18 protein-coding genes, 2 tRNA genes and 1 riboswitch are annotated in these 24,646 nt (G+C 61.4%); of the genes, 8 read left to right on the forward strand and 12 right to left on the reverse strand.

Features of this window, described 5'->3' with window-relative positions; genetic code table 11:
* Nucleotides 1-2: 2 nt before the first annotated feature.
* Genes ACFX4T_RS22205 through ACFX4T_RS22215 form a run of 3 tightly spaced genes read right to left on the reverse strand, consistent with a single transcriptional unit; the run spans nucleotide 3 to nucleotide 1,965 of the window.
* A complete protein-coding gene (locus tag ACFX4T_RS22205; protein ID WP_377654180.1) occupies nucleotides 3-959 on the reverse strand; it encodes an ABC transporter ATP-binding protein in 957 nt (318 codons plus the stop codon).
* Complete coding sequence (locus ACFX4T_RS22210) at nucleotides 956-1,843, reverse strand: ABC transporter permease (RefSeq protein WP_377654182.1); 888 nt, start codon at nucleotides 1,841-1,843, stop codon at nucleotides 956-958. The genes ACFX4T_RS22205 and ACFX4T_RS22210 overlap by 4 nt, the downstream gene beginning before the upstream one ends.
* Nucleotides 1,840-1,965 carry a hypothetical protein gene (locus tag ACFX4T_RS22215; RefSeq protein WP_256449671.1) on the reverse strand — a complete coding sequence of 42 codons (126 nt, stop codon included), beginning with the start codon at nucleotides 1,963-1,965 and terminating at the stop codon, nucleotides 1,840-1,842. Before ACFX4T_RS22215 ends, ACFX4T_RS22210 begins: the two co-directional genes overlap by 4 nt.
* 325 nt (nucleotides 1,966-2,290) lie before the next feature.
* On the opposite strand from ACFX4T_RS22215, the gene ACFX4T_RS22220 reads away from it, so the two are divergent.
* Genes ACFX4T_RS22220 through ACFX4T_RS22230 form a run of 3 tightly spaced genes read left to right on the forward strand, consistent with a single transcriptional unit; the run spans nucleotide 2,291 to nucleotide 5,652 of the window.
* Entirely contained in the window at nucleotides 2,291-3,259 is a 969-nt protein-coding gene (locus tag ACFX4T_RS22220; RefSeq protein WP_216921295.1) for a branched-chain amino acid transaminase, read from the forward strand.
* Between the two features lie 13 nt (nucleotides 3,260-3,272).
* Complete coding sequence (locus ACFX4T_RS22225) at nucleotides 3,273-4,235, forward strand: acetamidase/formamidase family protein (protein WP_377654185.1); 963 nt, start codon at nucleotides 3,273-3,275, stop codon at nucleotides 4,233-4,235.
* Nucleotides 4,228-5,652 (forward strand): amidohydrolase family protein, encoded by a 1,425-nt coding sequence (locus tag ACFX4T_RS22230; RefSeq protein WP_377654187.1) that lies wholly within the window; start codon nucleotides 4,228-4,230, stop codon nucleotides 5,650-5,652. The genes ACFX4T_RS22225 and ACFX4T_RS22230 overlap by 8 nt, the downstream gene beginning before the upstream one ends.
* 135 nt (nucleotides 5,653-5,787) lie before the next feature.
* Here the strand turns inward: ACFX4T_RS22230 and ACFX4T_RS22235 are convergent, their stop codons facing one another.
* From ACFX4T_RS22235 to ACFX4T_RS22265, 7 genes are all read right to left on the reverse strand, one after another.
* Entirely contained in the window at nucleotides 5,788-6,627 is an 840-nt protein-coding gene (locus ACFX4T_RS22235) for an aldo/keto reductase (RefSeq protein WP_377654189.1), read from the reverse strand.
* Nucleotides 6,628-6,747: 120 nt separating this feature from the next.
* Nucleotides 6,748-7,200 carry a hypothetical protein gene (locus ACFX4T_RS22240; RefSeq protein ID WP_377654191.1) on the reverse strand — a complete coding sequence of 151 codons (453 nt, stop codon included), beginning with the start codon at nucleotides 7,198-7,200 and terminating at the stop codon, nucleotides 6,748-6,750.
* Nucleotides 7,201-7,208: 8 nt separating this feature from the next.
* Complete coding sequence (locus ACFX4T_RS22245; protein WP_216921311.1) at nucleotides 7,209-7,850, reverse strand: bacterial proteasome activator family protein; 642 nt, start codon at nucleotides 7,848-7,850, stop codon at nucleotides 7,209-7,211.
* A gap of 79 nt (nucleotides 7,851-7,929) precedes the next feature.
* Nucleotides 7,930-8,121 (reverse strand): YbdD/YjiX family protein, encoded by a 192-nt coding sequence (locus ACFX4T_RS22250; RefSeq protein ID WP_216921314.1) that lies wholly within the window; start codon nucleotides 8,119-8,121, stop codon nucleotides 7,930-7,932.
* Complete coding sequence (locus tag ACFX4T_RS22255) at nucleotides 8,121-10,400, reverse strand: carbon starvation CstA family protein (protein ID WP_377654194.1); 2,280 nt, start codon at nucleotides 10,398-10,400, stop codon at nucleotides 8,121-8,123. Before ACFX4T_RS22255 ends, ACFX4T_RS22250 begins: the two co-directional genes overlap by 1 nt.
* Nucleotides 10,401-10,553: 153 nt before the next feature.
* A complete protein-coding gene (locus ACFX4T_RS22260; protein ID WP_216921319.1) occupies nucleotides 10,554-11,096 on the reverse strand; it encodes a PadR family transcriptional regulator in 543 nt (180 codons plus the stop codon).
* A 62-nt stretch (nucleotides 11,097-11,158) separates the two neighbouring features.
* On the reverse strand, nucleotides 11,159-12,142 hold the full coding sequence (locus ACFX4T_RS22265) for an NAD(P)H-quinone oxidoreductase (protein WP_377654196.1): 984 nt from the start codon (nucleotides 12,140-12,142) through the stop codon (nucleotides 11,159-11,161).
* Between the two features lie 101 nt (nucleotides 12,143-12,243).
* Between ACFX4T_RS22265 and ACFX4T_RS22270 the strand changes: the two genes are divergently transcribed.
* The 3 genes from ACFX4T_RS22270 (at nucleotide 12,244) to ACFX4T_RS22280 (ending at nucleotide 18,099) form a co-directional block, all read left to right on the forward strand.
* A tRNA-Ser gene (locus ACFX4T_RS22270) sits at nucleotides 12,244-12,334 on the forward strand.
* 223 nt (nucleotides 12,335-12,557) lie between these two features.
* Nucleotides 12,558-13,343, forward strand: coding sequence for a VOC family protein (locus ACFX4T_RS22275; RefSeq protein WP_216921323.1), 786 nt, complete (start codon nucleotides 12,558-12,560; stop codon nucleotides 13,341-13,343).
* A 223-nt stretch (nucleotides 13,344-13,566) separates the two neighbouring features.
* Nucleotides 13,567-18,099 carry an ExeM/NucH family extracellular endonuclease gene (locus tag ACFX4T_RS22280; RefSeq protein WP_377654198.1) on the forward strand — a complete coding sequence of 1,511 codons (4,533 nt, stop codon included), beginning with the start codon at nucleotides 13,567-13,569 and terminating at the stop codon, nucleotides 18,097-18,099.
* 76 nt (nucleotides 18,100-18,175) lie between these two features.
* Here ACFX4T_RS22280 and cycA read toward each other — a convergent pair whose 3' ends face one another.
* Together cycA and ACFX4T_RS22290 are read right to left on the reverse strand one after the other, a co-directional pair.
* Nucleotides 18,176-19,663 (reverse strand): D-serine/D-alanine/glycine transporter, encoded by a 1,488-nt coding sequence (gene cycA / locus ACFX4T_RS22285; protein ID WP_216921327.1) that lies wholly within the window; start codon nucleotides 19,661-19,663, stop codon nucleotides 18,176-18,178.
* A 133-nt stretch (nucleotides 19,664-19,796) separates the two neighbouring features.
* A riboswitch (glycine riboswitch) is annotated at nucleotides 19,797-19,895 on the reverse strand.
* 74 nt (nucleotides 19,896-19,969) lie between these two features.
* A complete protein-coding gene (locus ACFX4T_RS22290; RefSeq protein WP_377654200.1) occupies nucleotides 19,970-21,955 on the reverse strand; it encodes an FAD/NAD(P)-binding protein in 1,986 nt (661 codons plus the stop codon).
* A gap of 59 nt (nucleotides 21,956-22,014) precedes the next feature.
* Between ACFX4T_RS22290 and ACFX4T_RS22295 the strand changes: the two genes are divergently transcribed.
* Entirely contained in the window at nucleotides 22,015-24,273 is a 2,259-nt protein-coding gene (locus ACFX4T_RS22295; RefSeq protein WP_377654202.1) for a prolyl oligopeptidase family protein, read from the forward strand.
* Between the two features lie 144 nt (nucleotides 24,274-24,417).
* Nucleotides 24,418-24,505, forward strand: a tRNA-Ser gene (locus ACFX4T_RS22300).
* The last annotated feature ends 141 nt before the right edge of the window (nucleotides 24,506-24,646 follow it).

The following is a 24,646-nucleotide window of genomic DNA, read 5'->3' on the forward strand; positions in this document are numbered from 1 at the left end:
GATCAGATGCTCCTGGATTCGGAGAGTTCAGTAGGACGCGTAACACCGGCCACTTTTGGCTGGCTCGTGTCCGAAACGACTGTGCGTGATGCGGCAGCGCGCGGGACGGCTGCGTCCGAGACGGCCGTGTCCGAAACGGCTGCGTCCGGGCGTCCCTTCCCGGACGGACCGGCTTTCGGCTGTACTACGGAATTAAGCAGCGAAACAGTGTAGGGGTCCTGCGGCCGGACAAACACTTCGGATACTGGCCCGTGCTCAACGATGCTGCCCTGGTACATCACCAGTACGCGGTCACAGTAATTAGCCACGACACCAAGATCATGCGTGACAATGAGCATGGAACGGCCGCTCTCTTTCGTCAGCCTGGACAATGTGTCCATCACTTGGCGCTGCACCGTGAGGTCCAGCGCCGTCGTCGGTTCATCCGCGATTACCAAACGGGGGTTCAGGTACAAAGCCATGGCGATGACTACACGCTGGGCCATTCCGCCGCTGAGCTCGTGGGCATAGCCGCGCATCACGCGTTCTGGATCGTTGACGCCGGAGGAAGCCAACAGGTCCAGCGCCCGGCCACGCGAGCCGGCGTCGACTTGGACTCCGTGCGCCTTGGCTATATTCGCGAACTGCTTTTCTATGCGCAGTACAGGGTTCAAGGCGCTAAAGGGATTCTGCGCCACGAAGCCGATCTCCTTGCCGCGGACGCGACGGATCTGCCGCTCCGGCAAGCGAATGAGATCCTCACCGTGGAATTCGGCAGTGCCCTCCATGACACGTCCAGGCGGCATGAGGAGTTTAATGACCGAGCGCACCACAGTGGACTTACCCGATCCTGATTCGCCCACCACACCGACGATCTCGTTGGCGCCGACGTCGAAGGAGATACCGTGCAGGGCACGCGTCACGCCACTGCGGGAGTGGAACTCGGTCACCAAGTCCCGTACGTGAAGTCCTGTCATCATCGCGCCCGTTCCACTCGCTCGATTTTGGTTTCGATTGCCCCTGCGATCACGTTGAGTGAACCGATGGCCAGGAGCATTGCCAGCGTGGGGAATGCTGCAGCCCACCATTCACCACGGATAAGCATGCTCACCCCGTCATTGATCATGGCTCCCCACGTGGGGGTGGGCGGCTTGACGCCCACTCCAAGGAAGTTCAGTGCCGCAATAGTTCCAAGGGCGTTGGCCGCGGTAAGCGTTGCCTGCACCAGGACCACGCCATACGCGTTCCGGAAGATGTGGTTGAAGGCGATCCGGATGGGTGAGCAACCAATCGCCGCCGCAGCCTCCACGTAGCGGGCCGAACGAAGGGCCATGGCGGACGCCCGCGAGAGTCGAACAAAACGCGGTGCTGCCACGATCGCTATGGCGAGAACGACGTCGGCGGCCCCGCCGCCCATGAGCTTAATGGCGACGACGGCGATCACTATGATGGGCAAGGCCGCGAAGGCGTCAATGATGCGCATAATAACGTCGCCCAACCTGCCGCTCGTGGCAAACAATCCCAGCGGAACGCCCACCACAAGCGACAACGCTGTCGCTGCGAGGGCAACGGGAAGGTCCAGCTTGGCGGCCTCAATGGTACGGGAGAAAATGTCCATCCCGTTGCCATCTGTGCCGAACCAGTGCGTTCCATTGGGTGCGATGGCGATCGCGTCAGTGTCCGGACGCAGTGGATCATGCGGGAGCGGGGCGAACATTGCCATGAGGGGCAGGCCAACGATGATGGCCACCGCAATGGCGACCAGGACCGCACTGGATTGGTTGATCAGAAGGGTCTGGCCCCGGCGCGCCCACCCCGTAACGCGGAGGCCTGGCGATGTGCGCGGGAGTCCTTGAATACTCATGGGACCTCCTTCGCGGAGTTGTCCGTGTTGTTGGGAGCGAAGTAGGAGGTGGTCATGGTGGCATCAAACCCACTCGCAATGTATTGAAGATCGTCCTGATGCAGGACCGGTGGCTGTTGCATGTTCAGCTCCTGTTCGGACCTTGTCGGGCTGGTGCCTCATATCAAAGTCTCATCACTTTATTGAATTTGACTGTAGCTGCAAGTGTGACGAATTGCACTCTTTTCCTGAAAATCGTGGATTCTGCAGGGATCGCGATGGGGTGCGCGCGCATTTTATGGTCCGACGGCGAGCCCTCCCGCCTGACGGCACGGACGTCATAGGGGCCCGCATCCCATTGACACCATGATGAAGTGACTTCAATATAGTGAGCAAGAGCCGATTGTGTTGAAGTTGGCGTGCTGTCGAGTCCAGCAGCCACAGACCAGATGAGGAACGAAACCCACTATGTCGAACTTTCAAGAATCAGCAGTAGCCATCAAACAGTCTGCCCACGGTCAGCCCGTGAAGTACTTGCTCCACGACGGCGAACTCGTCGACTACGCTGACGCCCGCCTCCATGTGCTGAGCACCTCGCTGAAATATGGCGTCGGAGTTTTTGAGGGTTTCCGTGCGTACTGGAGCGAAGACGAGCAACAGCTTTATGCCTTCAGGGTGGCGGACCACATGAAGCGGCTGATCGATTCCATGAGGGTAGTGGAGATCGATGGACCGCAGGACGTGCGTGAACTCGGCGATCAATTGTTGGGGCTGATCCGAGCCAACGATCTGCGCGGCAACCTCCACATGCGGGCCCAGGTGTTTGTTGACTCCAAGGATGGCAAACCGGAGGACACCGGCCCCTCCACCGTATTCATGGCAGCCATTCCCATGGGCAACTATTTCGGGGGCACTGGCTTGAATGTCCAGATCAGCAGCTGGGCCCGGCTGTCTGACCGGTCCATGCCACCGAGGATAAAGTCGATTGCCAACTACCAAAACGGTCGGCTGGCGTTGTTGGAGGCCAAACGTAACGGCTACGACGCTGCCCTGCTGCTTACGGAGAGCGGACACGTCGCCGAAGGCGCCGGTTACAACGTCTTCATGGTGCGCCAAGGAAAGCTGTGCACTCCCCCGGTGACAGACAGCATCCTGGAGGGAATCACACGGGACAGCGTGCTGCATCTCGCGCGCACCGAACTAGGACTCGACGTCGATATCCGCCCGATAGACCGCACCGAGCTCTACTCCGCCGAAGAAGTGTTCGTGTGCGGCAGCGCTGCAGAGGTCAACCACGTTGCATCAGTGGACCGCACCACCATCGGTCAGGGAACGGCCGGGGACATCACCCGCAGTCTTCAGGAACTCTATCGGCAGGCCGTCGTAGGACGCGTTGCCGAAGACCAGGGGTGGGCTACACCCGTCTACCCGTCCTGAGAGGAGGCCACGAATGGAGAATATTCAAACGTTGCCCACCGTCCCCCGCATAGGCTACGAGAACGCTTCCCCGTCCTTTGACGCGAACGCCCGTCCCCTCCTCACCGTCAATCAGGGCGAGCACTTCTGGCTGGACGCACGAAGCCTGCTCACCGGAGGACTCTTCGAAGAGACAGGTGAGTACGAGAAATTGTCTATTCCCGTCACTGGCCCCGTTGCCGTCCGCGGCGTGAGTCCGGGTGATGCCATTCGGGTCGACGTCCACGAAATCCGAATCGCCAACCGTGGAGCGATGGTCACCCTTCCCGGCCGAGGCGGCTTCACACGCGGCCTCGGCCGGGCCGGCCACGTGGTGGAGATCGTTGACGATCAGGTGGTGTTCAGCGACGGGATCACTATTCCCATCCGGCCCATGGTGGGGAAGATTGGTGTGGCACCTGTCGGTGCCGGCCCGAATTCCAGCACCGTGGGAATTCATGGAGGCAACATGGACTGCAAGGACGTGACGGCTGGTGCCGCCGTCGTCATATCTGCCCAAGTGGCCGAAGCGATGCTGTACGCCGGTGACCTGCACGCAGCCCAAGGCGACGGCGAATGCTCGCTGACCGCCGTCGAAGTGGAAGGCAGCGTCCGGCTGTCATGCACGGTTGTCCCCCGCGAAGCCAGTCCCGACTCTGGTATCAAGCGGCCAGTGGTCCTCAGCGGCGGTTCAGTCATCACCATGGGCGACGGCGAGACGCTCGACGAGGCTGCGAGGCTCGCGTTGGACGACATGCTGGAGATGCTCCAGGCGGACAGGAAATGGTCGCGGGAGAGGACTGCAATGCTCCTTAGCGCGGCCGCGGACGTTTCCGTCTCGCAGCTCGTCAATGCCCGTGTCTCAGCCAAAGTAACCCTGGCCTCGCGCTATTTCAGCGTCGAACCCTTCTCCCTTGATGCTTCCGACACTATGAATGTGCAGGTTTCAGATGTTTGATCTCCTTCTGACCAACGGATTGGTCGTGACGCCCTCCGGTGCCAGCAAGCTGGATATCGGTATTTCCGATGGCAAGATCGTCTCGCTCCGCGCACCGGGCGCGGGCGCACCCGACGAAGCCCGGGAGGTGGTGGACCTTAAGGGTCAGCTTGTGGTGCCCGGCGGCGTGGACCCCCACGTCCACACGAATTCCGTCCTTCCAACCGCTGCCGAGAGCGGCATCATGTGCTTCGGACCGGACCGCGTCAGCGAGGGCGCCATTTACGGCGGGACCACCACGCTTGTTGATTTCGCACACTGGAAGCCCGGTGACGAGCTGTCCGAGTCGTTCGAACGGAAGTCGGCCGAGTGGTCAGGATCCACGTACACGGACTACGCGCTCCACGGTACGTTCAAGGAACCTGAAATCCCCTTCGAAGTTTTGGAGCAGATTCCAGACGCCGTGGCAGGCGGGCATGGCAGCTACAAGGTGTGGATGACGAATACGACGCCCACCCGCCCGAAACAGAAAACTGACCTGGGCAACATGTGGGGGTTGATGGAGCAAACGGCTGCCGCCGGCGCGATGCTTGCCGTGCACGCCGAGGACGACGACATCGTCATGTACTCCTACAAGAAGTTGCAGCGCGAGGGCAAGACCGGCATCGAATACATGCATCACGCACACAACAACCTCTCAGAGAAACTCTCCTTTCAGCGCGCGATTACCCTTGCCCAGCACGTAGGTGCACCCATCTATCTGATGCACGTCAGTGCACGCGAAGGCGTCGACGCCATCCGCGAGGCCCGCGGACGTGGCCAGGCTGTATACGGCGAGATCCTTCCGCACTACGCCTATTTCACAGCCGACGACTACCGGCAGAAGAACGGCGCAATTTACCACACGTACCCGTCGCTGAAGTCCGAGGATGACCGTGACTCGATGTGGGAATCGCTGCTCAATGGCTCGCTCAGCACCTTGGCCACCGATGGAGTGTGCACCGATCTGGACGTGAAAACGCGTGGCAAGACCATATTCGACGCCACCGGTGGTCACGCCGGAGTGGAAATGCGAATGGCCGTGGCGTACACCGAAGGCGTGGCAAAGCGTGGCCTGGACCTGACGCGTTTCGTCGATATAACGTCTGCGAATGCGGCGAAGATCCTTGGCCTTTATCCACAGAAGGGCGTCATCTCGATCGGCAGCGACGCTGACCTGGCAGTACTGGATACCAGTGCGGAGCGGAAAATTACTGCCTCGGATCTTCACGAGGCAGACTACACACCCTGGGAGGGCTACAAAGTCGCTGCGTGGCCGAGCATGACCGTGCTTCGCGGAACAATCATGGTGAAGGACCGGAAGCTGCTCATGGGCCCCGGCGGTTCGCTGCTCAAACAACGAGTATCCAGCGACGTGCTCAACCGGCCGGCTTGCTGAGACTGAATTTGAGGTGCCCACGCGACCAGGCGAGTACCGCCGTCGGGCGTTAACGGCGAGTGCCCCACCCCAAGTAAAGGACATTTGGGTGTGGGGCACCTAAGTTAGGCTTCGGGACTAAGTCAGGCCACGCGACTAGGCGAAGTCGGAAACTGCCGGGTCCGGGCCGATGCGGCCTTCGGCACCGCGGTCCAAGCCACTGATGGCCTCGACGTCGGCGTCGTCCAGCTTCACGCCCAAGGCGGCGAAGTTCTCCTGGATACGGGATTCGGTAACCGACTTCGGGATGACCACGTTGCCGATGGCCAAGTGCCATGCGATGACAACCTGGGCCGTGGTGGCGCCATGCTTGGCTGCGATTTCGGCCACGGTGGCGTTCTCCAACAGTTCCCCACCTTGGCCCAGCGGCGACCAAGCCTGCGTCAGGATGCCCTTGGAGGCGTTGAACGCGCGCAGCTCGGACTGGTTGAAGAACGGGTGCAGTTCCACTTGGTTGATAACCGGAACAACTCCGGTTTCATCGATGATGCGCTGCAGTCCCTCAACCGTGAAGTTGGAAACACCGATGGACTTGACCCGGCCACGCCTCTTGAGTTCGATCAGGGCCTTCCAGGTGTCCACAAACTTGTCCTGCTTGGGCTGCTGCCAGTGGATGAGGTAAAGATCCAGGGTCTCAAGGCCCAGGCGGTCCATGGATTCTTCGAACGCGGCAAGGGTGGACTCATAGCCTTGGTCGGCGTTCCAGAGCTTGGTGGTGATGAAGATTTCTTCGGCGGAAAGGCCAGAAGAAGCAATTGCGCGGCCCACCCCAGACTCGTTACCGTAAATCTTTGCGGTGTCGATGTGGCGGAAGCCCGCTTCGAACGCTTGGCGCACAACTTTTTCGGCTACATCGTCTTCAACTTGCCACACCCCGTAGCCGAGCTGGGGGATGGTGTTGCCGTCGTTGAAAGTAAGTGTTGGTGACGAAGTCATGTTTGCCATCCTGCCAGCAATGGGTTGCCTGAGGCACCAAATATTACAGAGATCAGCTATCCGCTTAACTATTTGCGATCTGAAAATATAGGCGTGCGCTAGTAGTTGCGTACGCCCCCTTTATTGGATCTCTGGAGCCTGCAGTTGGCGTTCGGCGTCGGCAACCTGCTCGAAGACTGACTCCGCACGGCGCCTAACGGACAATGCGCCCACAGGGACGGGTCCAACGGCCAGCCGAAGCATGGCAGCTGCTTCTGCCGTAGTGGCCAAGGAATTCCCAGCCTTGGACAGAGCACGGTGAACACCTGCGAGAGAACCAGGAACGTCCAAGCCATCGCTCGGTGACCTCTTTTGGGCTTCCACGCAGACAGTCCTCACACGAGGGGACAACTCAGCCAGCTCATTCGCGATCTCCACGAGTTCCTTGTAGAGCTGATCGTCGTCGACACCCTCAAGGACTTGGTGGTACCGGTCCAATCCGCGGTGAAAGCGATCGTGGGCGCGGCGCCACAGCCCCTTACCCAGCTCAAGATCGTCTTTCCGCCCTTGCCGGACGGCCCCAAAGAAACCCACGGTCAAACTCAGAGGTACTGGCCCGGGCCATGGTCCGGATCTTCGGGACGGCCCTGGGCCGCTGCACCAGGCGCACCCGGTGCGGCGGCCCGCTGGGGTTGACCGTTTTCGCCGATGACAATGCCGGGCGCAATGACAGTTCCCGGCGGAAGCTGACGGAGTTGCATCTGTGCCTTTGCGGCCTGCTGTGCCGCGACAGCAGCCTGAATGCCGTGGAAGAGTCCCTCCAACCAGCCGACAAGCTGGGCTTGGGCGATGCGAAGCTCTGCATCCGATGGCGCCTTCTCCTCTGGGAAGGGAAGACTGATGCGTTCCAGCTCTTCGATGAGCTCCGGCGCTAGTCCGTCCTCGAGTTCCTTGATGGAGCGCTCGTGAATCTCTGCGAGCCGGCCCCGGGCAGCATCGTCCAGCGGTGCACTCTTCACCTCTTCAAGGAGTTGGCGGATCATGGTGCCGATCCTCATTACCTTGGCTGGCTCGTCAACAAGTTCCTGGAGGTTCGTGCCCCGCGGTTTGGAATCCTTGACAGGTAGCGCATTGCCCGAATGCTCTTCTGTGGGCGTGCTGGTGCCCTCGTCCAAGGTGGTTCCCTCCACGGGGGTGTCGTCCGAAGCCTCATCCGTGGGCTGAATGTCGTTCAGATCGCTCATCCGTTCATACTCTCATGCGGTTCACGGGAACCTGGGTCCAGGACCGGGTTTTGGACTTCGTTCGTAGCGAAACTAACCGTCAGCAGCAGCGGCCTTGTGGGTTGTTGTCCTGCCGGTCCGTCCGGTCCCGCCAGAACTCGCGTTCTGTCATGGCGGGACCGGGGTGGCCTGTGGCGGTGAAGTGGTCCAGGTACTTCCGGTACGCGTCAGCGCCCATGAGTGAGCCCATGTAGGCGGCGAAGCCCCGGAAGCCCTTGACGACGGCGTGCATTAGTGGTGCCCGGCCTTTTGTGTGCGTTGCCCGGCCGGCAAGGCGTTCCATTCGGCGAGCAACTCCTTCTCTGCCGGGGTCGGGAACAGCCCGGCGGGGGCGAAGACCTTGGAAGCTACTGCTGGATCCTCGTGGTCCTTGCCTCCACCGGCACGGAAGGCCTTGATGGTAGCGATCACTGCCGTGAGGATCACGATGATGCTCAAGACCACGAAGATCACGGACAGCACGCCCTGGATCATAGTGTTACGCACTACCGCCTCCATGGCTTCCACCGTTTTGGCGGTGCCGAACGACGTCTTGCCATCGGCCAAGGCCTTGGAGAACGCCTGGTTGTTGGCGAAGTAGCCCACGGCGGGAACCGGCGAGAAGATCTTGTGGAAGCTGGCCGTAATGGTCACGACGGCGGCAAAAGCCAGCGGGACCGCGACGATCCACAGCCACTTGAACACCCCGCGCTTGGCAACAATAGCCATGCACACTGCCAGGGCAATGGCAGCCAGGAGCTGGTTCGCGATGCCGAACAACGGGAAGAACGTATTGATCCCACCCAGGGGATCCGTAACGCCCAACAAAAGCACCGCACCCCAGGCTCCCACCATGACGGCCGTGCACAGCCAAGCGCCCGGGCGCCATGCGGGCTCCTTGAACTTGGGCACGAAGTTGCCGATGGAGTCCTGCAGCATGAACCGGGCTACGCGGGTTCCGGCGTCCACGGCCGTAAGGATGAACAGGGCTTCGAACATGATGGCGAAGTGGTACCAGAAGGCCATCATTGCCGGCCCGCCAATGAATTGCTGCATGATGTGGGCCAGGCCCACCGCCAAGGTGGGCGCTCCACCCGAGCGCGAGATGATGCTCTCCTCCCCCACGTCCTTGGCCGTCTGCGCCAAAACCTCAGGAGTGATGTTGACGTTGGCCAAGCCAAGGCTGTTCACCCAGTGCGCTGCGGATTCCACGGTGCCGCCCGTGAGTGCGAGGGGTGCGTTCATGGCGAAGTAGATACCGCGATCGATCGAGATGGCAGCCACCAGCGCCATGATGGCCACAAAGGATTCCATCAGCATCCCGCCGTAGCCAATGAAGCGGGTCTGGCGTTCCTTCTCGATCAATTTGGGCGTGGTACCCGAAGAGATGAGTGCATGGAAACCGGACAACGCTCCACAGGCGATGGTGACGAACAGGAACGGGAAGAGAGCCCCGGAGAAGACCGGGCCGTTCTCACGTCCCGCGAACTCACTGAACGCCGGGACACTGATTTCCGGGCGGACCACGATGATCGCGACGGCGAGCATCACGATCACACCGATCTTCATGAACGTGGACAAGTAGTCGCGCGGCGCCAGGAGCAACCACACAGGCAGGATCGCCGCGATGAAACCGTAAATGATCAGGCCCCACGCGATCGTGACCTTGTCCAGGTGGAAGAACGCTGCGCCCCATTCGGTACCGGCCACGGCACCGCCACCAATGATCGCTGCCATCAGCAGCACGAAGCCGATGATGGACACTTCCATGACCTTGCCCGGACGGAGATAACGCAAGTAGACACCCATGAACAGTGCGATGGGAATCGTCATGCCCACCGAGAACACACCCCACGGGCTTTCACCCAGGGCGTTGACCACTACGAGGGCAAGAATGGCCACGATGATGATCATGATGAGCAGCGTTGCCACCAGCGCCGCCGTGCCACCGATGACACCGAGTTCCTCACGGGCCATCTGGCCCAGCGAACGGCCACCACGGCGCATGGAAAAGAACATGACCAGGTAATCCTGCACCGCGCCGGCAAGAACGACGCCGATGATGATCCAGATAGTGCCGGGCAGATAGCCCATCTGGGCCGCAATGATCGGGCCCACCAAGGGTCCAGCACCCGCAATAGCCGCGAAGTGGTGGCCGAACAGGACGTTACGGTCAGTGCGAACGTAGTCCTTGCCGTCAGCCTTGTACTCCGCCGGAGTCGCTCGCCGGTCATCAGGCTTCAACAAGTACCGCTCAATGACCTTGGAATAGAAACGGTAACCAATCAAATAGGTACACACCGCCGCGAATACAAACCAGATCGCGTTCACCGTCTCCCCGCGGACCAAAGCCAGCATGAACCACGCCATGGCCCCCAGCAGCGAAACCGCCACCCAGATTCCAATCCTCGCCGGAGTCCACCTGCGCTCCTCGGCATCCAGAACAGCTTCATCAACGGCAGTCGGGGGCAGCGCAGGATCCAGCCCTGTCGCAACTTCTGTTTGGTCAGGTTCTGTATGGTCAGGGGTCATGCCCGTGTCTCCTCCTTGAGAACTGCTGCGGTTGTGGCCGCGGGTGCGCTGAACAGTCAGGGCACGGTAACAATGAGGACAGACAGAAGATGGGGGTGACACAGGAACCCCGGAGGTCTTGCGGTAAGCGGTAGTAGCGCTGCGGTGGGCGTACTAACTAAGCCCTCTGTTTCCCTGCGACTGGACCATGCGCGCCTCGCAAAGATCCAGCCAGCGCACTTCCGCTTCGGCTTGAAAAATCAAGGAATCCAGCACAAGCAGCCATGCCGTATCGGAGGACCGTTGGTTGGCCGAGACAGCCTTTCGCGCTTGCGTATGTTCTTGCAGGGCCCGAACGGAAACTTCGCGCTGTGATTGGATGACGGCCGATGCATCCACGCCCGGCAGCGTCACGGCGAGCGCAAGTTTGATGGCAATTTCATTCCGCGGCGGATTGTCGCGACCCACCGCTCCCTCAAACCAAGCCGCAACTTCCTCCACCCCGGCGTCCGTGATGCTGTAAACGACGTGGCCACCGCCGTCGTCGCCGTCTTTGCTAACAAGGCCATCGCGCTCAAGCCGGTCCAGCGTGGTGTACACCTGACCGATGTTCAGCGGCCAGGCAGCACCGGTTCGGTCCTCGAATTCCACACGCAGCTCATAGCCGTACCGGGGCTGGTCCTGAAGCAGGGCAAGCAGGCTGTGCCGGATGGACATGGGGCTCCTTGCTACTGGGGATTTGGTGGGGGAAGTCCTGCATTAACGGGCTGCTGTGGTTGTTAGAGGAGCAGGAGGACCTTTCCTACGTGCTCTCCGGAATCAAAGTATTCATGTGCCTCGCTGACATGGTCCAGCGGAAATGATTTGGCCACCAGGGGCTTGATGCGGCCGTCGGCGAGCATGGGCCACACGGACTCGCGTACGGCGGACATGATGATGCCCTTTTCGGCCACCGTCCGCGGTCGGAGGGCTGTGCCTATGACGGCGGCACGTTTGCTGAGGAGTTGGCCCAGATTGATCTCGGCTTTGGTTCCACCCTGCAGGCCAATGATGATCAGCCGGCCGTAGTCGGCGAGCGCTTCAATGTTCTGTTGCAGGTACTTGGCGCCCACGACGTCGAGGATCACGTCTGCGCCTTTGCCTCCGTTTTGTGCCTTGAGGGTTTCAGGGAAGTCTTCCTCGTTGTAATTGATGGCGATATCTGCACCTAGGAAGGCCTTTGCTGTGCCAACTTTTTCATCAGAGCCGGCGGTGGTGGCAACCTTGGCTCCATAGGCTTTGGCGAGCTGAATGGCCATGGTGCCAATGCCGCCGGTGGCACCGTGGATGAGCACAGTCTCCCCGGGTTGCAGCTGGGCCGTCATGATGAGGTTCGAGTAGACGGTTGCCGCCACCTCGGGCAGTGCCGCAGCTGTGACCAGGTCCACGCCGTCGGGTAGCCGCAGTACTTGCTCTGCCGGCACGGCGACCTGCTGGGCATATCCGCCGCCCGATAACAGCGCCACCACTTTGTCCCCCACTGAGAAGGCTTTGGTGACTCCTGGCCCGAACGCGGCAATGCGACCGGAAACCTCCAGCCCGGGAATCTCTGAAGCCCCTGGTGGCGGTGGGTAGAAGCCACGGCGCTGCTGGACGTCGGCGCGGTTGAGGCCAGCGGCCACGACGTCGATCAGTACCTCGCCCTCGCCCGGCACCGGAGCCGGTACGTCACGGACTTCGAGGACTTCGGGTCCGCCTGGTTCAGAAATATAGACGGCTTTCATGACGAACTCCCGGTTTCTTGCTTGTAATCCAGGCCCGGGGCAGGGACTGGAGCACGTGATGTTTTGGAACAGCCAACTCCCTATGAAACACTACTAGGCAGGGAAGGTTGTCCGAGCGGCCTAAGGAGCTGGTCTTGAAAACCAGTGTGCGGTAACCCCGTACCAAGGGTTCAAATCCCTTACCTTCCGCCAGCAAATGCCCCGGGTCTACGAACCCGGGGCATTTTTGGCTTAACACCCGGGGCATCTCGGGCTTCAAACCGGGCCAGAAGTTGGGCTGCCATCCGGATCTGAGAACTGACACCCAGAAAATCATTGAAACTGTCATAGCCCCCGCATAGTGTTCTGCTTGTCCTCGCAACCGCCCATAAACAGCCGTAGCTTCCGCCGCGGAACGAACACAGGAGCCTCACTTATGCCTACGCCTGACATCACCCCCGGCGCCCCGTGCTGGATTGATTTGATGACATCCGATACGGAAAAAGCCAAGTCCTTCTACAGCGCACTCTTTGGCTGGACTTACGAGACGGGCGACCAGGAGAAGTACGGCGGCTACATCACAGCTTCCAAAGATGGACGCATGGTTGCGGGCATCATGCAGAAACAGGCAGACATGGGTGCCATGCCTGATGTGTGGTCGACGTACCTGCGCACGGACGACATCAAAGCCACCACTGAGGCAGCTGCCGCCCATGGTGGCCAAGTCCTCCTGGAGCCCATGGAAGTTCCTGAACAGGGCAGCATGGCCATGTATGGCGACTCTTCAGGAGCTGCAATCGGGGCCTGGCAGTTCGGTGAAATGAAGGGTTATGAGGTGGCTGCCGAATCCGGCGCCCCGGCATGGCACGAACTACTCGCGAAGGACTACGAGTCAGCAGTCAGCTTCTACCAGAGCGTCTTCGGTTGGGAAACTGCCGTCATGAGCGATACGCCCGAGTTCCGCTACACCACGTTGGGCGCTGGTGACGATGCCAAGGCCGGCATTATGGACGCTGCCGGTTTCCTCCCGGACCAGGTTCCGTCCATGTGGAGCGTGTACTTCGCGGTGGACGATACTGACGCCACAGTGGAACGGGCCGTAACTCTGGGCGCTACCGTCCTGCAGGCAGCAGAAGATACCCCCTTTGGACGGCTGGCCACGTTGTCGGACCCTACAGGTGCCGCCTTCAAGGTGATCCAAAGCATGGCGCCTGCCAGCTAACCCGTGCACCTCCGGTTCCTGCGGCTGTCTCCTGACCCGAGGCAGCCGGCAGGATCCGGGCGTCCTCCATCCACCACTGGTCCACTTCCTGTTCATTCCGACGTGTTCTGCTATGCCCGATACCCAGGTTTACCCGGAGTAACTTCCGGCATATCGCCCACTTCACAAGAAAGCGGGCGTAGTCCAAAGAGCCCCACAGGGCCCCTAATGAAAGTTAGAGCGGATGCACAAAAAACACTGGAAAACAGCAGCTGGAGCAGCCCTTTCGGTTGGTTTACTTGCTGCCCCGCTGACAGCCGTTCCCGCAATTGCCGCCGACGATCCTGGATCGCCGCCCGGCAACTCCGCAGTAATCATCAATGAGGCCTATCTAAGCGGAGGCAGCAGCGGCTCTGCTTTCAAGAACAAGTTCGTAGAGCTCTACAACTCCTCGGACACTTCCGTCAGCCTGGCAGGGTGGTCGCTACAGTACCGGTCTGCAACCGCCACGGGAGCGCCCACGGGAATCACTCCCCTCACCGGCAGCATCCCGGCCAAGGGCTATTACCTGATCCAAGGGGCTACGAACAGCGGCACCTCCACGGCACCCGCCCTGCCCACCCCGGATCTGCAGGCCACCGGAACCTTGAACCCGGGTGGAACTGCCGGCACGTTGGTCCTGGCGAAGCAGAGCAACGCAGTTTCTCCGCTCGGCGTGGGCTCAGTGACGGACAATGCCGCCATAGCGGATCTCCTGGGCTACGGCGCATCAAACACTTTCGAAACTTCGGCAGCAACTGCGCCCACGGGCAACACTGACGTCAGAAGCCTCAATCGGAGCAACGGTGTGGATACCGGCTCCAATGCTGCCGACTTCAGCTTGAGCGCCACCATCACGCCCACGGCGTCCGCCGGCGGAACTCCGCCCACTGAACCCGAGCCGGCCCCCGGGTTCAAGACGATCGCCGAAATCCAGGGAACCAGCACGGCAAGTCCGCTCGTCGGCAGCACCGTAACCACCCGTGGCAAAGTAACTGCCGTGTACGCTACGGGCGGTTTCAACGGCTACTACGTCCAGACCCCGGGAAGCGGCGGGGAGGATGCAGGGGCGGCCAGGACGGCGTCGGACGCTTTGTTCATCTACTCCACCGCGACGACGGGAACGGTGCAGCCCGGCGACTACGTGGAACTCACGGGGGTGGTCAGCGAGTTCGCCAACCAGACACAGCTCACGGTTGAGGCTGCCGGCCTACAGAAACTGAGCGAAGCTGCGCCGGAGGTAAAGCCCACTGCATTCGAGATGCCCGCCAACGAGGCGGCGCGCGAAGCCCTTGAGGGCATGCTCGTCGCCCCACAAGGCCCTTACACCGTGACAGACAACTATTCGCTGAGCCAGTATGGCGAAATCGGCCTCGCGGCCGGGACATCGCCGTTAGTGCAGCCGACGGCGGTCGCGACCTATGGTTCGGCAGAATATGCCGGCGTGGTGGCAGAGAACGCCCTCCGTGCCATCAAGCTCGACGACGGCGCATCCACCAACTTCCTCAAGGACGCCACCACCAAGGCCCAGCAGCTCCCTTACTTGACTACATCCGATCCTGTTCGGGTAGGCTCCCCCGCCCGGTTCCGGACCGATGTGATCCTGGGCTACGGCAATAATTCGTGGAAATTCCAGCCCCTTACAGCGCTGACTCCCACGAATGCGGACACTGTGCAGCCTGCAAGTTTCTCCGCCTCCCGCCCGGACGGCCCCGCTGACGTCGGCGGAAACCTAAAGCTTGCCTCCTTCAATGTGCTGAACTACTTCACAACCACCGGCGATCAGCTCAGCGGCTGCATTTTTTACACCGACCGGGACGGGAATCCGATCACGGTCAAGGAAGGTTGCAATGCCCGCGGCGCTGCCAATGCTGAAAACCTCCAACGCCAGCAGAACAAGATCGTCGCTGCGGTAACCAAGGCCGGTGCGGACGTCGTATCCCTTGAGGAAATAGAGAACTCCGCCCAGTTCGGCAAGAACCGTGACGACGCCCTGTCCAAGCTCGTGGACGCCCTCAACGTGAAGGCGCCGGGCGTATGGGACTACGTGCGGACACCCGCAAACGCTCCCCCTCCAAGCGATGAGGATATGATCCGCACCGCGTTCATTTACAAGAAGGCGGTAGCCGAGCCGGTCGGGGAGTCAATCATCCACAACGACACCGTGGCCTTTGCAAGCGCCCGCAAACCGCTCGCGCAGGTCTTCAAGCCGGTCGGCGCGGACGAAGACAAGAAGTTCATCGCGATCGTAAACCACTTCAAGTCCAAGGGTTCCGCTGCCACCCCGGACGACACGGACAAGGGCCAGGGCGCCTCGAACATTGCCCGCACAAAGCAGGCTGAATCACTCCTCGCCTTCTCCAAGGACCTCCAAGCCTCCAACGGCACGGACAAGGTCTTCCTGATCGGCGACTTCAACGCCTATGCCAAGGAAGACCCCATCAATGTCCTCACCGGCGCAGGCTACGCAGACCTCGAAGCTGGTACCGGCAAGCATTCCTACCTCTTCGGTGGCATGGTGGGCTCGCTGGACCACATCCTTGCTTCCCCGGCAGCGGCCGGGATAGTCACGGGAACCGACATTTGGAACATCAACTCTGTGGAGTCCGTGGCGCTGGAATACAGCAGGTATAACAACAATGTGACCAACTACTATGCAGGGGACGAGTTCCGTGCCAGCGACCACGATCCTGTGGTGGTGGGCATGAACTTAGGATCGGATATGCCGGCCACTGTTGACCTGCAGTTCCTGGGCATCAACGACTTCCACGGCCGGATCGACTCCAACACCGTCCTCTTCGCCGGCACTGTGGAGAAGCTCCGCGCTGCGGCCGCCCCCGGCGCAACAGCCTTCATTTCTGCCGGGGACAACATCGGCGCTTCACTTTTCGCTTCCTCGGTTGCGAAGGACCAACCAACCATCGATGTCCTGAACGCGCTGGAGCTTCGGGCTTCCGCAGTAGGTAACCACGAGTTCGACGGCGGGTGGCAGGACCTGCGCGATCGCGTCATCGCCGATGGTACCAACGCGAAGTTTGCCTACCTGGGCGCGAACGTTTACCAGAAGGGCACCAAGACTCCGGTACTGCCGGAGTACAAGGTCCTGGATATGAACGGCCTGCGGGTGGCCGTCATCGGCACCGTCACGCAGGAAGTTCCGTCGTTGGTGACCCCGGCGGGAATCACGGATCTCGAATTCGGGGACCCTGTTGAAGCCATTAACCGCGTAGCCGCCAAGATCAAGTCGGAGAACGCGGCGGACCTGATCATTGTGGAGAACCACGACGGCGCAGCATCGGGCACACCGGAGGGTGCCACCCTGGAGCAGGAAGTCGCAGCCGGCGGACCGTTCGCCAAGCTCGTCAACGAGACCAGCCCTGACGTGGCCGCCATCTTTACCGGACACACCCACAAGGAGTATGCCTGGGACGCACCCTTGCTGGATGCCAACGGCCAACCCACCGGCAAAACCCGTCCCATTGTGCAGACCGGCAACTACGGCGAAAACGTGGGAAGCGTGACTCTCACGGTCGATACCGCTACGAAATCCGTGACGGGCTATAAGGCCGCCGTCGTGGACCGGACCACGGAGACTTCAGAAAGCCTGGCTGCCGCGTATCCCCGGGTGGCGACGGTAAAGGCGATCGTGGATAAGGCACTGGCCGAGGCCGCCGTGATAGGGAACCAGCCTGTTGGCGCAGTGACAGCTGATATCACCACCGCCTTCACGCCGGATCCGCTTGGAGGTGCCCCCAAGCGGGACGACCGCGCGAGCGAATCCACCCTCGGAAACCTGGTAGCGGACTCCCTGGTGGACACGCTCAAGGCGCCCGAACTGGGCGGGGCGGAGATTGGCGTCGTAAACCCCGGCGGCCTGCGCAACGAGCTCTACTACGCCCCGGACGGCACCATCACCTACGCCGAGGCGAATGCGGTCCTGCCGTTCGTGAACAACCTGTGGACTACATCCCTCACTGGCGCCCAGTTCAAGACCCTTCTTGAGCAGCAGTGGCAGACCAACGTTGACGGAACTGTTCCCAGCCGCCCCTACCAGCAGCTGGGACTCTCCAAGAACGTCAACTACACCTATGACGCCGGCCGCCCTGCAGGGGACCGCATCACCGGCATCTGGGTGAACGGGACCGTGATGGACCCGGCGAAGCAATACAGAATTGGGACCTTCAGCTTCCTGGCAACGGGAGGCGACAACTTCCGGATCTTCAAGGAAGGCACCAACACGAAGGACACCTGTCTGGTGGACCGCGATGCGTGGATCAAGTACCTGCGTGAGCACAACCCCGTGTCTCCGGACTTCGCGCGCCGGTCAGTTGCCGTGGTTAACACCACCGCCACAGAGGTCAAAGCAGGTGAGCCCATGACACTCGCTATCTCCAAGCTGAATCTCACCTCGATCGGCAGCCCGGCCAACAACACCCTCAATGCGATCTTCGTGGACAGCAAGGGCGCAGCAGTGCCGCTTGGATCGGTTCCAGTAACGGCAGGAGCAGCCACGGTGGACCTCAAGGTTCCCGCTGCGGCAGCTGCAGGTACCGGCACCTTGGTGCTGACCGCCGTCGAGAGTGGAACCGTGGTGAAGGCCAGTGTTCAGGTAGCTGATAGCGGGCCCAACCCGCCGCAGTGCACTCCGCCGGTCAAACCGTCTACGTGGTACGACCTCGTGGGCTGGCTCCGCTACACGTGGGCGTGGCTGGAGTATCAGAAGTGCCTGAGGGGCTAAACAGCCCCTTTCCTTAGGCTGCCCCAGGGGGCACCTCACGGTGATGAATCGTGAGGTGCCCCCTGGGGTTTGGCAGCTACTTCTTTGCGAGCTCGGGCTCTTCCGCTCGCTTGGCGTCTTTCTCAAGCTCCGCTTGGAACTCCTCGTAGCGAACCAGATGCGCGGGCCGACGACGCAGGATGGACCAGGCCACCCCCAGAATCACGAACCACAGCGGCGTAGCCAGCAGCGCAGCAAAAGTGTCCGGCTGCGTGGTCAGGGTCCAGAGCACGAAGGCAAAGAATGCGAAGACCACCCACACCATCACCACGCCGCCGGGCATTTTGAACGCCGAAGAATCATGCAGGTGTGGCCGCCGCTTGCGGAACGCCAGGTAGCTGGCCAGGATGATGGACCATACGAACACGAAGCAGACAGCTGACACGGTGGTCACCATGTCGAACGCCTTGCCGATGTCCTGCCCTGCGTACATGAGAACGACGCCGGACAGCAGCAGGACGCAGGAAAGGAACAGGGCGTTGCGGGGTACTTTGCGTCCTGAGAGCGCGCCGAACACAGCTGGGGCGTCGCCTTCCTTAGCCAGTCCGTAAACCATGCGGGACGTGGAGTAGATGCCGGAGTTGGCGGAGGACATCGCAGAACTGAGCACCACCAGGTTGACGATGGTGGCGGCAGCACCCAGTCCGGCCAGGGAGAACATGGCAATGAAGGGGCTGTGTCCAGCCGCGAACTGGGTCCACGGGGTGACGGACATCAGGATGATGAGGGCGCCCACATAGAAGAGCAGCACGCGGATCGGGATCGAGTTGATGGCCTTGGGCAGGTTCTTCTCCGGGTCCTTGGCCTCGGCGGCCGTGGTGCCTACCAGTTCAATGCCGACGAAAGCGAAGACGGCGATCTGGAAACCGGCGACGAAGCCCATGAATTCGTTGGGGAAGAAGCCACCGTGGCTCCACAGGTTGGTGAAGCTGGCCGGTCCGGCGTCGGACTGGAAGCCGCTGAAAATCATGAACAGGCCGACGATGATGAGGGCCGCGATAGCGACGATCTTGATGAGGGCGAACCAGAACTCGGTCTCGCCGAATGCTTTCACCGTAGCCAGGTTCAGGAGCAGCAGGATACCGATGGTGATCAATCCGGGTACCCAGAGCGGAAGGGAAGGCCAGAGCTCCTTGGAGTACCCGGCGATCGCGATGACGTCAGCGATGCCGGTAATGACCCAGCAGAACCAGTAGGTCCAGCCGGTGAAGAACCCTGCCCAGGGACCCAGCAGGTCCGCTGCGAAGTCGCTGAAGGATTTGTAGTTCAGGTTGCTCAGGAGCAACTCGCCCATGGCGCGCATGACGAAGAACAGCATGAAGCCGATGATCATGTACACGAAAATGACAGACGGACCAGCGGCAGAAATTGTCTTTCCCGAGCCCATGAACAGGCCCGTGCCAATTGCACCGCCTATCGCGATCAGCTGGATGTGCCGGTTACTGAGCTGCCGTTCGAGGTGTGGTGAGTCTGCTCGATGCGAGTCGGAGGATGGTGGGCGCTGAATCGTCAAGAGGAACTCCATTGTTCAGGCGGCACTGGGTGCCACGATGATTCGGGTTCCTCCCCGCTCTGTCGTGGACCTGAGAGTTTCCGCAGGAGTGGGCCTGCTTGCACCTTCGGTGAGCCCGGATGCCCGGACTGCTTTCCAGAGTTGCCTCGCCGCGGCGGTACATGGGCCTGAGAGATTCCTGGGGAGGGTTTGCTCCTACGGCGCCTGACGGGATGTACCGGCAGGACTCTCCCGCCGCAGATCAAAAGCGCGCACCACTTTGCCGGTGATGCAGCTCACACACTAGCGAAGCGTTGGACTCACCGCAAACGAAGGCAGCTAACTGCCCAGAATGCTACGAGCGATTTCGTCGGCATCCCGCAAGGTTCGCTGGCCACTGGCGTAAGCCTTCCCGGTTGCCGGACGCGCCTCCGCAGCAATCGCTGTTCCCCACTGGGTCGCGGACAATTGCAGGCCCAAAACATACATCCCCTGCGTCACAGAGCCGTTGGACGCCACAGGCCGGTACGGGTGCGGTTCCACATCCAGTCCGGTTGTCTGCACTGGCGTGCCCTCGGCACTCATCATGATTTTGGTTCGCACAAGGCCGTCGGCCATGAGTTGTTCCAGGAGCGGGGAAATATTGATGCCTACTCGGTTGGCTGGCGACATCGCTTCAATCAAAGTGGGTGCCTCCACAGGTCCATCGTGAACCCAAGGCGAGACCGCCCGGAAAACCTTGGCGCTTCTATCCACGCTGAACTTGGGATCGGGTCCAACGAAACCAACGACGCCGGCACGCGCCAAAGCTGCCAACTGCTCAGAACGCAGTGCTGGGGCTCCGCTTGCAAGGCCTTCAACAAACGATTCGAACCATCCCCGCAGTTCAGCGACCCACGATTCGTCCGTGATTCCGCCGTCCGCGACGACAGACTTGAGGATCGCCCTGCCTCTGTGGAGGGCTCCGATGGCCATCTTCACGGGGTCGGCTTCCCCGAGGGCAGAGCGCCGCGCGTCGTCGTCAAGGTAGGCCGTTATCGCCAGGTCCAACTCCCGGCGGGACGCGAACGTCCGGCCAGCCAACGGCGCAGCGAGCCCGCGGACATTGAGTCGGCGGGAGGCAACCACGTGCTTGTCCACGAGGGCGGCGACGTCACTTTCCCATTTGGCAGTGGTGTGCGCGTGGGGCTGCAAGGCATCCTCAAGGTCCGCGAGGAACTGCGCTGCATCGCGAATGGCGGCGGGCTGCGACCTTGCCAGGGTGGAGTAGTAAGCCCACAAGGCGTCACGATGCAGGAGCGGCCAAAGGTCATGGTCGAATCCTGGCTGGATGCCGGCTGCCCTGAAGCGGTCCACTGCTGCCTCGGTCAGGTAACTCATGGTGATGCTGCTGGGGTAATACCCTGCCAAACCAGCCTTGGCCCGGTACGGGGTTCCGCGCCGGGATGCTGCGATGATCTTGGGTTCCCTGCCTGAGGGCCGGTACTCGAGAACTCCGGCTCCCGGTACGCCGGCTTCGACGAACTTGCCTCCGCGGCCCTCGGTCAGCTGGCCCATGACATCGAAGAAATTCAGTCCCATCCCACGCACCAGGACGGGCTCGTTGTCCGGCACCCGCTGCCAGTCGACGTCGGCCGGCGGTGCAGGCGGGAAATAGAGGAGGCCGTGCTCGTCGGCGGCCCGTTGGAACGCACGCTGCTCCGGATTCAAACGGGACTCGACGTGCCCCAGCGCGAGGACCACCGAGCCGACGGTGAGCGTAGTGCCGTCGGCCAGTTCGACGTCGAACGCTTGCCCGCCTGTGGTGCCTGAGCTTGCCGGGACCGGGCGCGCCGCTACGGCGGTCGTTTCATGGAAGGTGACCTCCACGCCGTCGGGCATTCGCCGAAGCAGCTCCGCCAAAGTCTGCCGCAGATACCTTCCATATAGGGCCCGGCTCGGAAAATCGTGGGACTCGAGCGTGGCCAACTCCGCCTTTTCGGCGTCGTTCAGGCCCTTTCCATCACGACGCCGGGCGGCGCGCCACTGGTCGAAGGAACCGCCCGCGAGGGGCTGCGCAAGCTTGGGATCTTCAGGGATGAGCGTCGGATAGAACGCCTGTGTGTTCATCAGGTACAGCCTGGACTGCTCCGGCTGCCACACATGGCCGGATGCCGGTGGGAAAGGATCTACAACATGGATGTGCAGTGCGCTCCACCCTGCATCGGCCCGGTTCGCACGGCTGTTGGCCCCTGCAGCCCAATTCGCGAGCAGCCGCTCAAGGACACTCGTGCCCCGGGGGCCGGCCCCAATAAGGGCAACACGATTGATTTGCGATTTAGCCACGCTCAAGCCTAACTTCCTGTGACTTGCTTCCAGTTGAAAAGTGTTGCTTGTATGGGGCGATGACCACCACAGAAGCTGATCAGACGCCCCTTCCTGACAATGACACGGATCTGGAAACCAAGTCCGGGCCTCGCCACGCTGCGACCATCGCGCCCGAGCCCACGGATGAGAACGTGTGGTTGGAGGACATTCACGGCGAAGAACAGCTGGCCTGGGTCGGCGAACAAAACGCACGAACCGAGGATTTGCTGGAGGACGCAGAGTACGCAGCGGTTGAAGCCGGCATTCTGGAGGTCCTGGATTCCACGGACCGGATTGCCATGGTGAACAAGCGCGGTGATTACTACTACAACTTCTGGAAGGACCAGGAGCACCCCAAGGGCCTTTGGCGGCGGACCACGTGGGAGAGCTACGTTTCCGAGGCACCCGAATGGGACGTGCTGCTGGACATCGATGCCCTCGCCGCCGCAGAAGGCGTCGAGTGGGTGTTCCATGGAGCTGGGTTCCTCCGTCCTTTGGACGGGGACATGTACCGCTTCGCGATGGTTTCGCTGTCCCCCGACGGCGGCGATGCCAACCGTCACCGCGAGTTCGACGTCGAATCCCGCACCTTTGTTGACCCTGCCGCCGGCGGATTCGATCTGCCCACGGCAAAAGGCAACGTGAGTTGGCTGGATGCGGACACCTTGCTGGTCTCCAGTACGGCAGAGGGGTTGCCCGCAACCACTTCCTCGTACGCCCGGACCGGTGTGAAGCTGCGTCGCGGCCAATCCCTCGCCCATGCAGAGCGGATCTTCGAGATCCCCGAAGACCACATGCTGGCCATGGTGGCCCATGACTCAACCCCAGGCTTCGAGCGAACCTTCGCCGTGGATTACATCGACTTCTACAACCGCAGTACGTGGCTGCTTGGCGACGACTCATGGGTAGCGATCGACGTGCCCACAGACGTGAACATCAGCGCCCACCGGGAATGGCTGATGTTCCGCCCGCAGAAGGACTGGGACGTTTCCGGCGTTACCTACGCGGCCGGTTCCTTGCTGGCCGCTGACCTCGAGGGGTATTTGGCTGGATCACGGCAATTTGTGGTGCTGTTTACGCCCGATGATCACACATCGCTGCAGTCGTGGAGTTGGACCAAGGACTATCTGCTGCTCAACCTCCTGCGCGACGTCTCATCCGAAATCAGGGTGCTGGACCCTTCCCGCGTTGATTCCGACAGCAGCTGGGTTGCCACGGCCCTGGACGCGTGCCCGCCGCTTCACGACGTCAATGCCTATGCCGTGGACGACGAAGACGAGTCCGGGGCCGGAAATGACTACTGGTTGGTCGCCACCGGTTTCACCACGCCAACTACCCTCACCCGCGGCACCCTCACGGCTGGCGAGGTTCCTTCATCCGGCGGATCGACTGCCGGGGTGACGAGCCAGCATGCGGTGGTGAAGCGTTCGCCGTCGTTCTTCAATGATGGTGACTATGAGGTCCAGCAGCATTTCGCTGTCTCTGCGGACGGGACCAAAGTCCCCTACTTCCAGGTGGCATCCAAGGACCTGGTCCTGGATGGACAAAATCCCACGCAGCTTTCCGGCTATGGCGGATTCGAAGTTTCCCGCACCCCCGCCTACAGCGGCACCATTGGCAGGGCTTGGCTGGAGCGTCGCACTTCCGCTGCTGCACTGGCCGACGGTCCCGGCTCGCACACCCGCGGCGGTGTGTACGTTGTGGCGAACATCCGCGGCGGCGGCGAATACGGACCCTCGTGGCACCGGGCAGCCCTGCAGGAAAAGCGGCACCGTGCCTACGAAGACTTCGCCGCCGTGGCACAGGACCTGATCTCCCGCGGCGTGACCAGCCGCCGTCGACTCGGTTGCGTGGGCGGCTCAAATGGCGGGCTCCTGGTTGGCAACATGCTGACCCAGTACCCCGAACTGTTTGGTGCAGTGTCCTGCGGCGTGCCATTGCTGGACATGCGCCGCTACACCAAACTCTCTGCCGGATATTCCTGGATCGCGGAGTATGGAGACCCCGACGTGCCTGAGCAGTGGGAATTTATCCGTACCTTCTCCCCCTATCACCTGCTTCATGACGGCGTCGAGTACCCCGAAACCTTCATTTGGACCGCGACCTCGGATGATCGGGTAGGCCCCGTCCAAGCCCGAAAGATGGCAGCTCGGATGCAGGCAATGGGTATCCCGAATGTCTGGTTCCACGAAGCACTGGAAGGCGGGCACGCGGGCGCTTCGGACAACAGGCAGGCAGCCGCACTCCAAGCCCGAAGCAACCACTTCCTGTGGCGTACGCTGGCCGGGAGCAACTGAGGTTCCATTTGGATGGCCCGCTGCAGGCAAGGCCGTGCGAACGGCGCGGACGGCAGCGAGTCATCGAAATGGGCAGCGGATCGCAGGCGGTTTTGCACTGAACGGCACGTTCTGCGTATCCTTGGTGGGCTAGCAATAGCAAACGGAGACGTGCCAGAGCGGCCGAATGGGCTTCACTGCTAATGAAGTGTGGGGCACAACTCCACCGGGGGTTCAAATCCCCCCGTCTCCGCGAATGGGTCCCGGTTTTCGAACCGGGACCTTTTGCGTTTAATCCCAGGCCTCCGTAAGTTACCGGGTTATAGGACAAAACGTGTGTAAATCCCGGGTGTGTCATGATCGTCCGGCCCAGCCTGCGCGGTGCCAGAGGCCT

The sequence above is a fragment of the Paenarthrobacter sp. YIM B13468 genome, assembly GCF_042788025.1.
Taxonomy (GTDB): domain Bacteria; phylum Actinomycetota; class Actinomycetes; order Actinomycetales; family Micrococcaceae; genus Arthrobacter; species Arthrobacter aromaticivorans.

Excerpts from the sequence above, each read along its gene's own strand:
- ACFX4T_RS22205 (WP_377654180.1), bottom strand. The coding sequence starts at position 959 with ATGATGACAGGACTTCACGTACGGGACTTGGTGACCGAGTTCCACTCC.
- ACFX4T_RS22210 (WP_377654182.1), bottom strand. The coding sequence starts at position 1,843 with ATGAGTATTCAAGGACTCCCGCGCACATCGCCAGGCCTCCGCGTTACG.
- ACFX4T_RS22215 (WP_256449671.1), bottom strand. The coding sequence starts at position 1,965 with ATGCAACAGCCACCGGTCCTGCATCAGGACGATCTTCAATACATTGCG.
- ACFX4T_RS22220 (WP_216921295.1), top strand. The coding sequence starts at position 2,291 with ATGTCGAACTTTCAAGAATCAGCAGTAGCCATCAAACAGTCTGCCCAC.
- ACFX4T_RS22225 (WP_377654185.1), top strand. The coding sequence starts at position 3,273 with ATGGAGAATATTCAAACGTTGCCCACCGTCCCCCGCATAGGCTACGAG.
- ACFX4T_RS22230 (WP_377654187.1), top strand. The coding sequence starts at position 4,228 with ATGTTTGATCTCCTTCTGACCAACGGATTGGTCGTGACGCCCTCCGGT.
- ACFX4T_RS22235 (WP_377654189.1), bottom strand. The coding sequence starts at position 6,627 with ATGACTTCGTCACCAACACTTACTTTCAACGACGGCAACACCATCCCC.
- ACFX4T_RS22245 (WP_216921311.1), bottom strand. The coding sequence starts at position 7,850 with ATGAGCGATCTGAACGACATTCAGCCCACGGATGAGGCTTCGGACGAC.
- ACFX4T_RS22250 (WP_216921314.1), bottom strand. The coding sequence starts at position 8,121 with ATGCACGCCGTCGTCAAGGGCTTCCGGGGCTTCGCCGCCTACATGGGC.
- ACFX4T_RS22255 (WP_377654194.1), bottom strand. The coding sequence starts at position 10,400 with ATGACCCCTGACCATACAGAACCTGACCAAACAGAAGTTGCGACAGGG.
- ACFX4T_RS22260 (WP_216921319.1), bottom strand. The coding sequence starts at position 11,096 with ATGTCCATCCGGCACAGCCTGCTTGCCCTGCTTCAGGACCAGCCCCGG.
- ACFX4T_RS22265 (WP_377654196.1), bottom strand. The coding sequence starts at position 12,142 with ATGAAAGCCGTCTATATTTCTGAACCAGGCGGACCCGAAGTCCTCGAA.
- ACFX4T_RS22275 (WP_216921323.1), top strand. The coding sequence starts at position 12,558 with ATGCCTACGCCTGACATCACCCCCGGCGCCCCGTGCTGGATTGATTTG.
- ACFX4T_RS22280 (WP_377654198.1), top strand. The coding sequence starts at position 13,567 with ATGCACAAAAAACACTGGAAAACAGCAGCTGGAGCAGCCCTTTCGGTT.
- cycA (WP_216921327.1), bottom strand. The coding sequence starts at position 19,663 with ATGGAGTTCCTCTTGACGATTCAGCGCCCACCATCCTCCGACTCGCAT.
- ACFX4T_RS22295 (WP_377654202.1), top strand. The coding sequence starts at position 22,015 with ATGACCACCACAGAAGCTGATCAGACGCCCCTTCCTGACAATGACACG.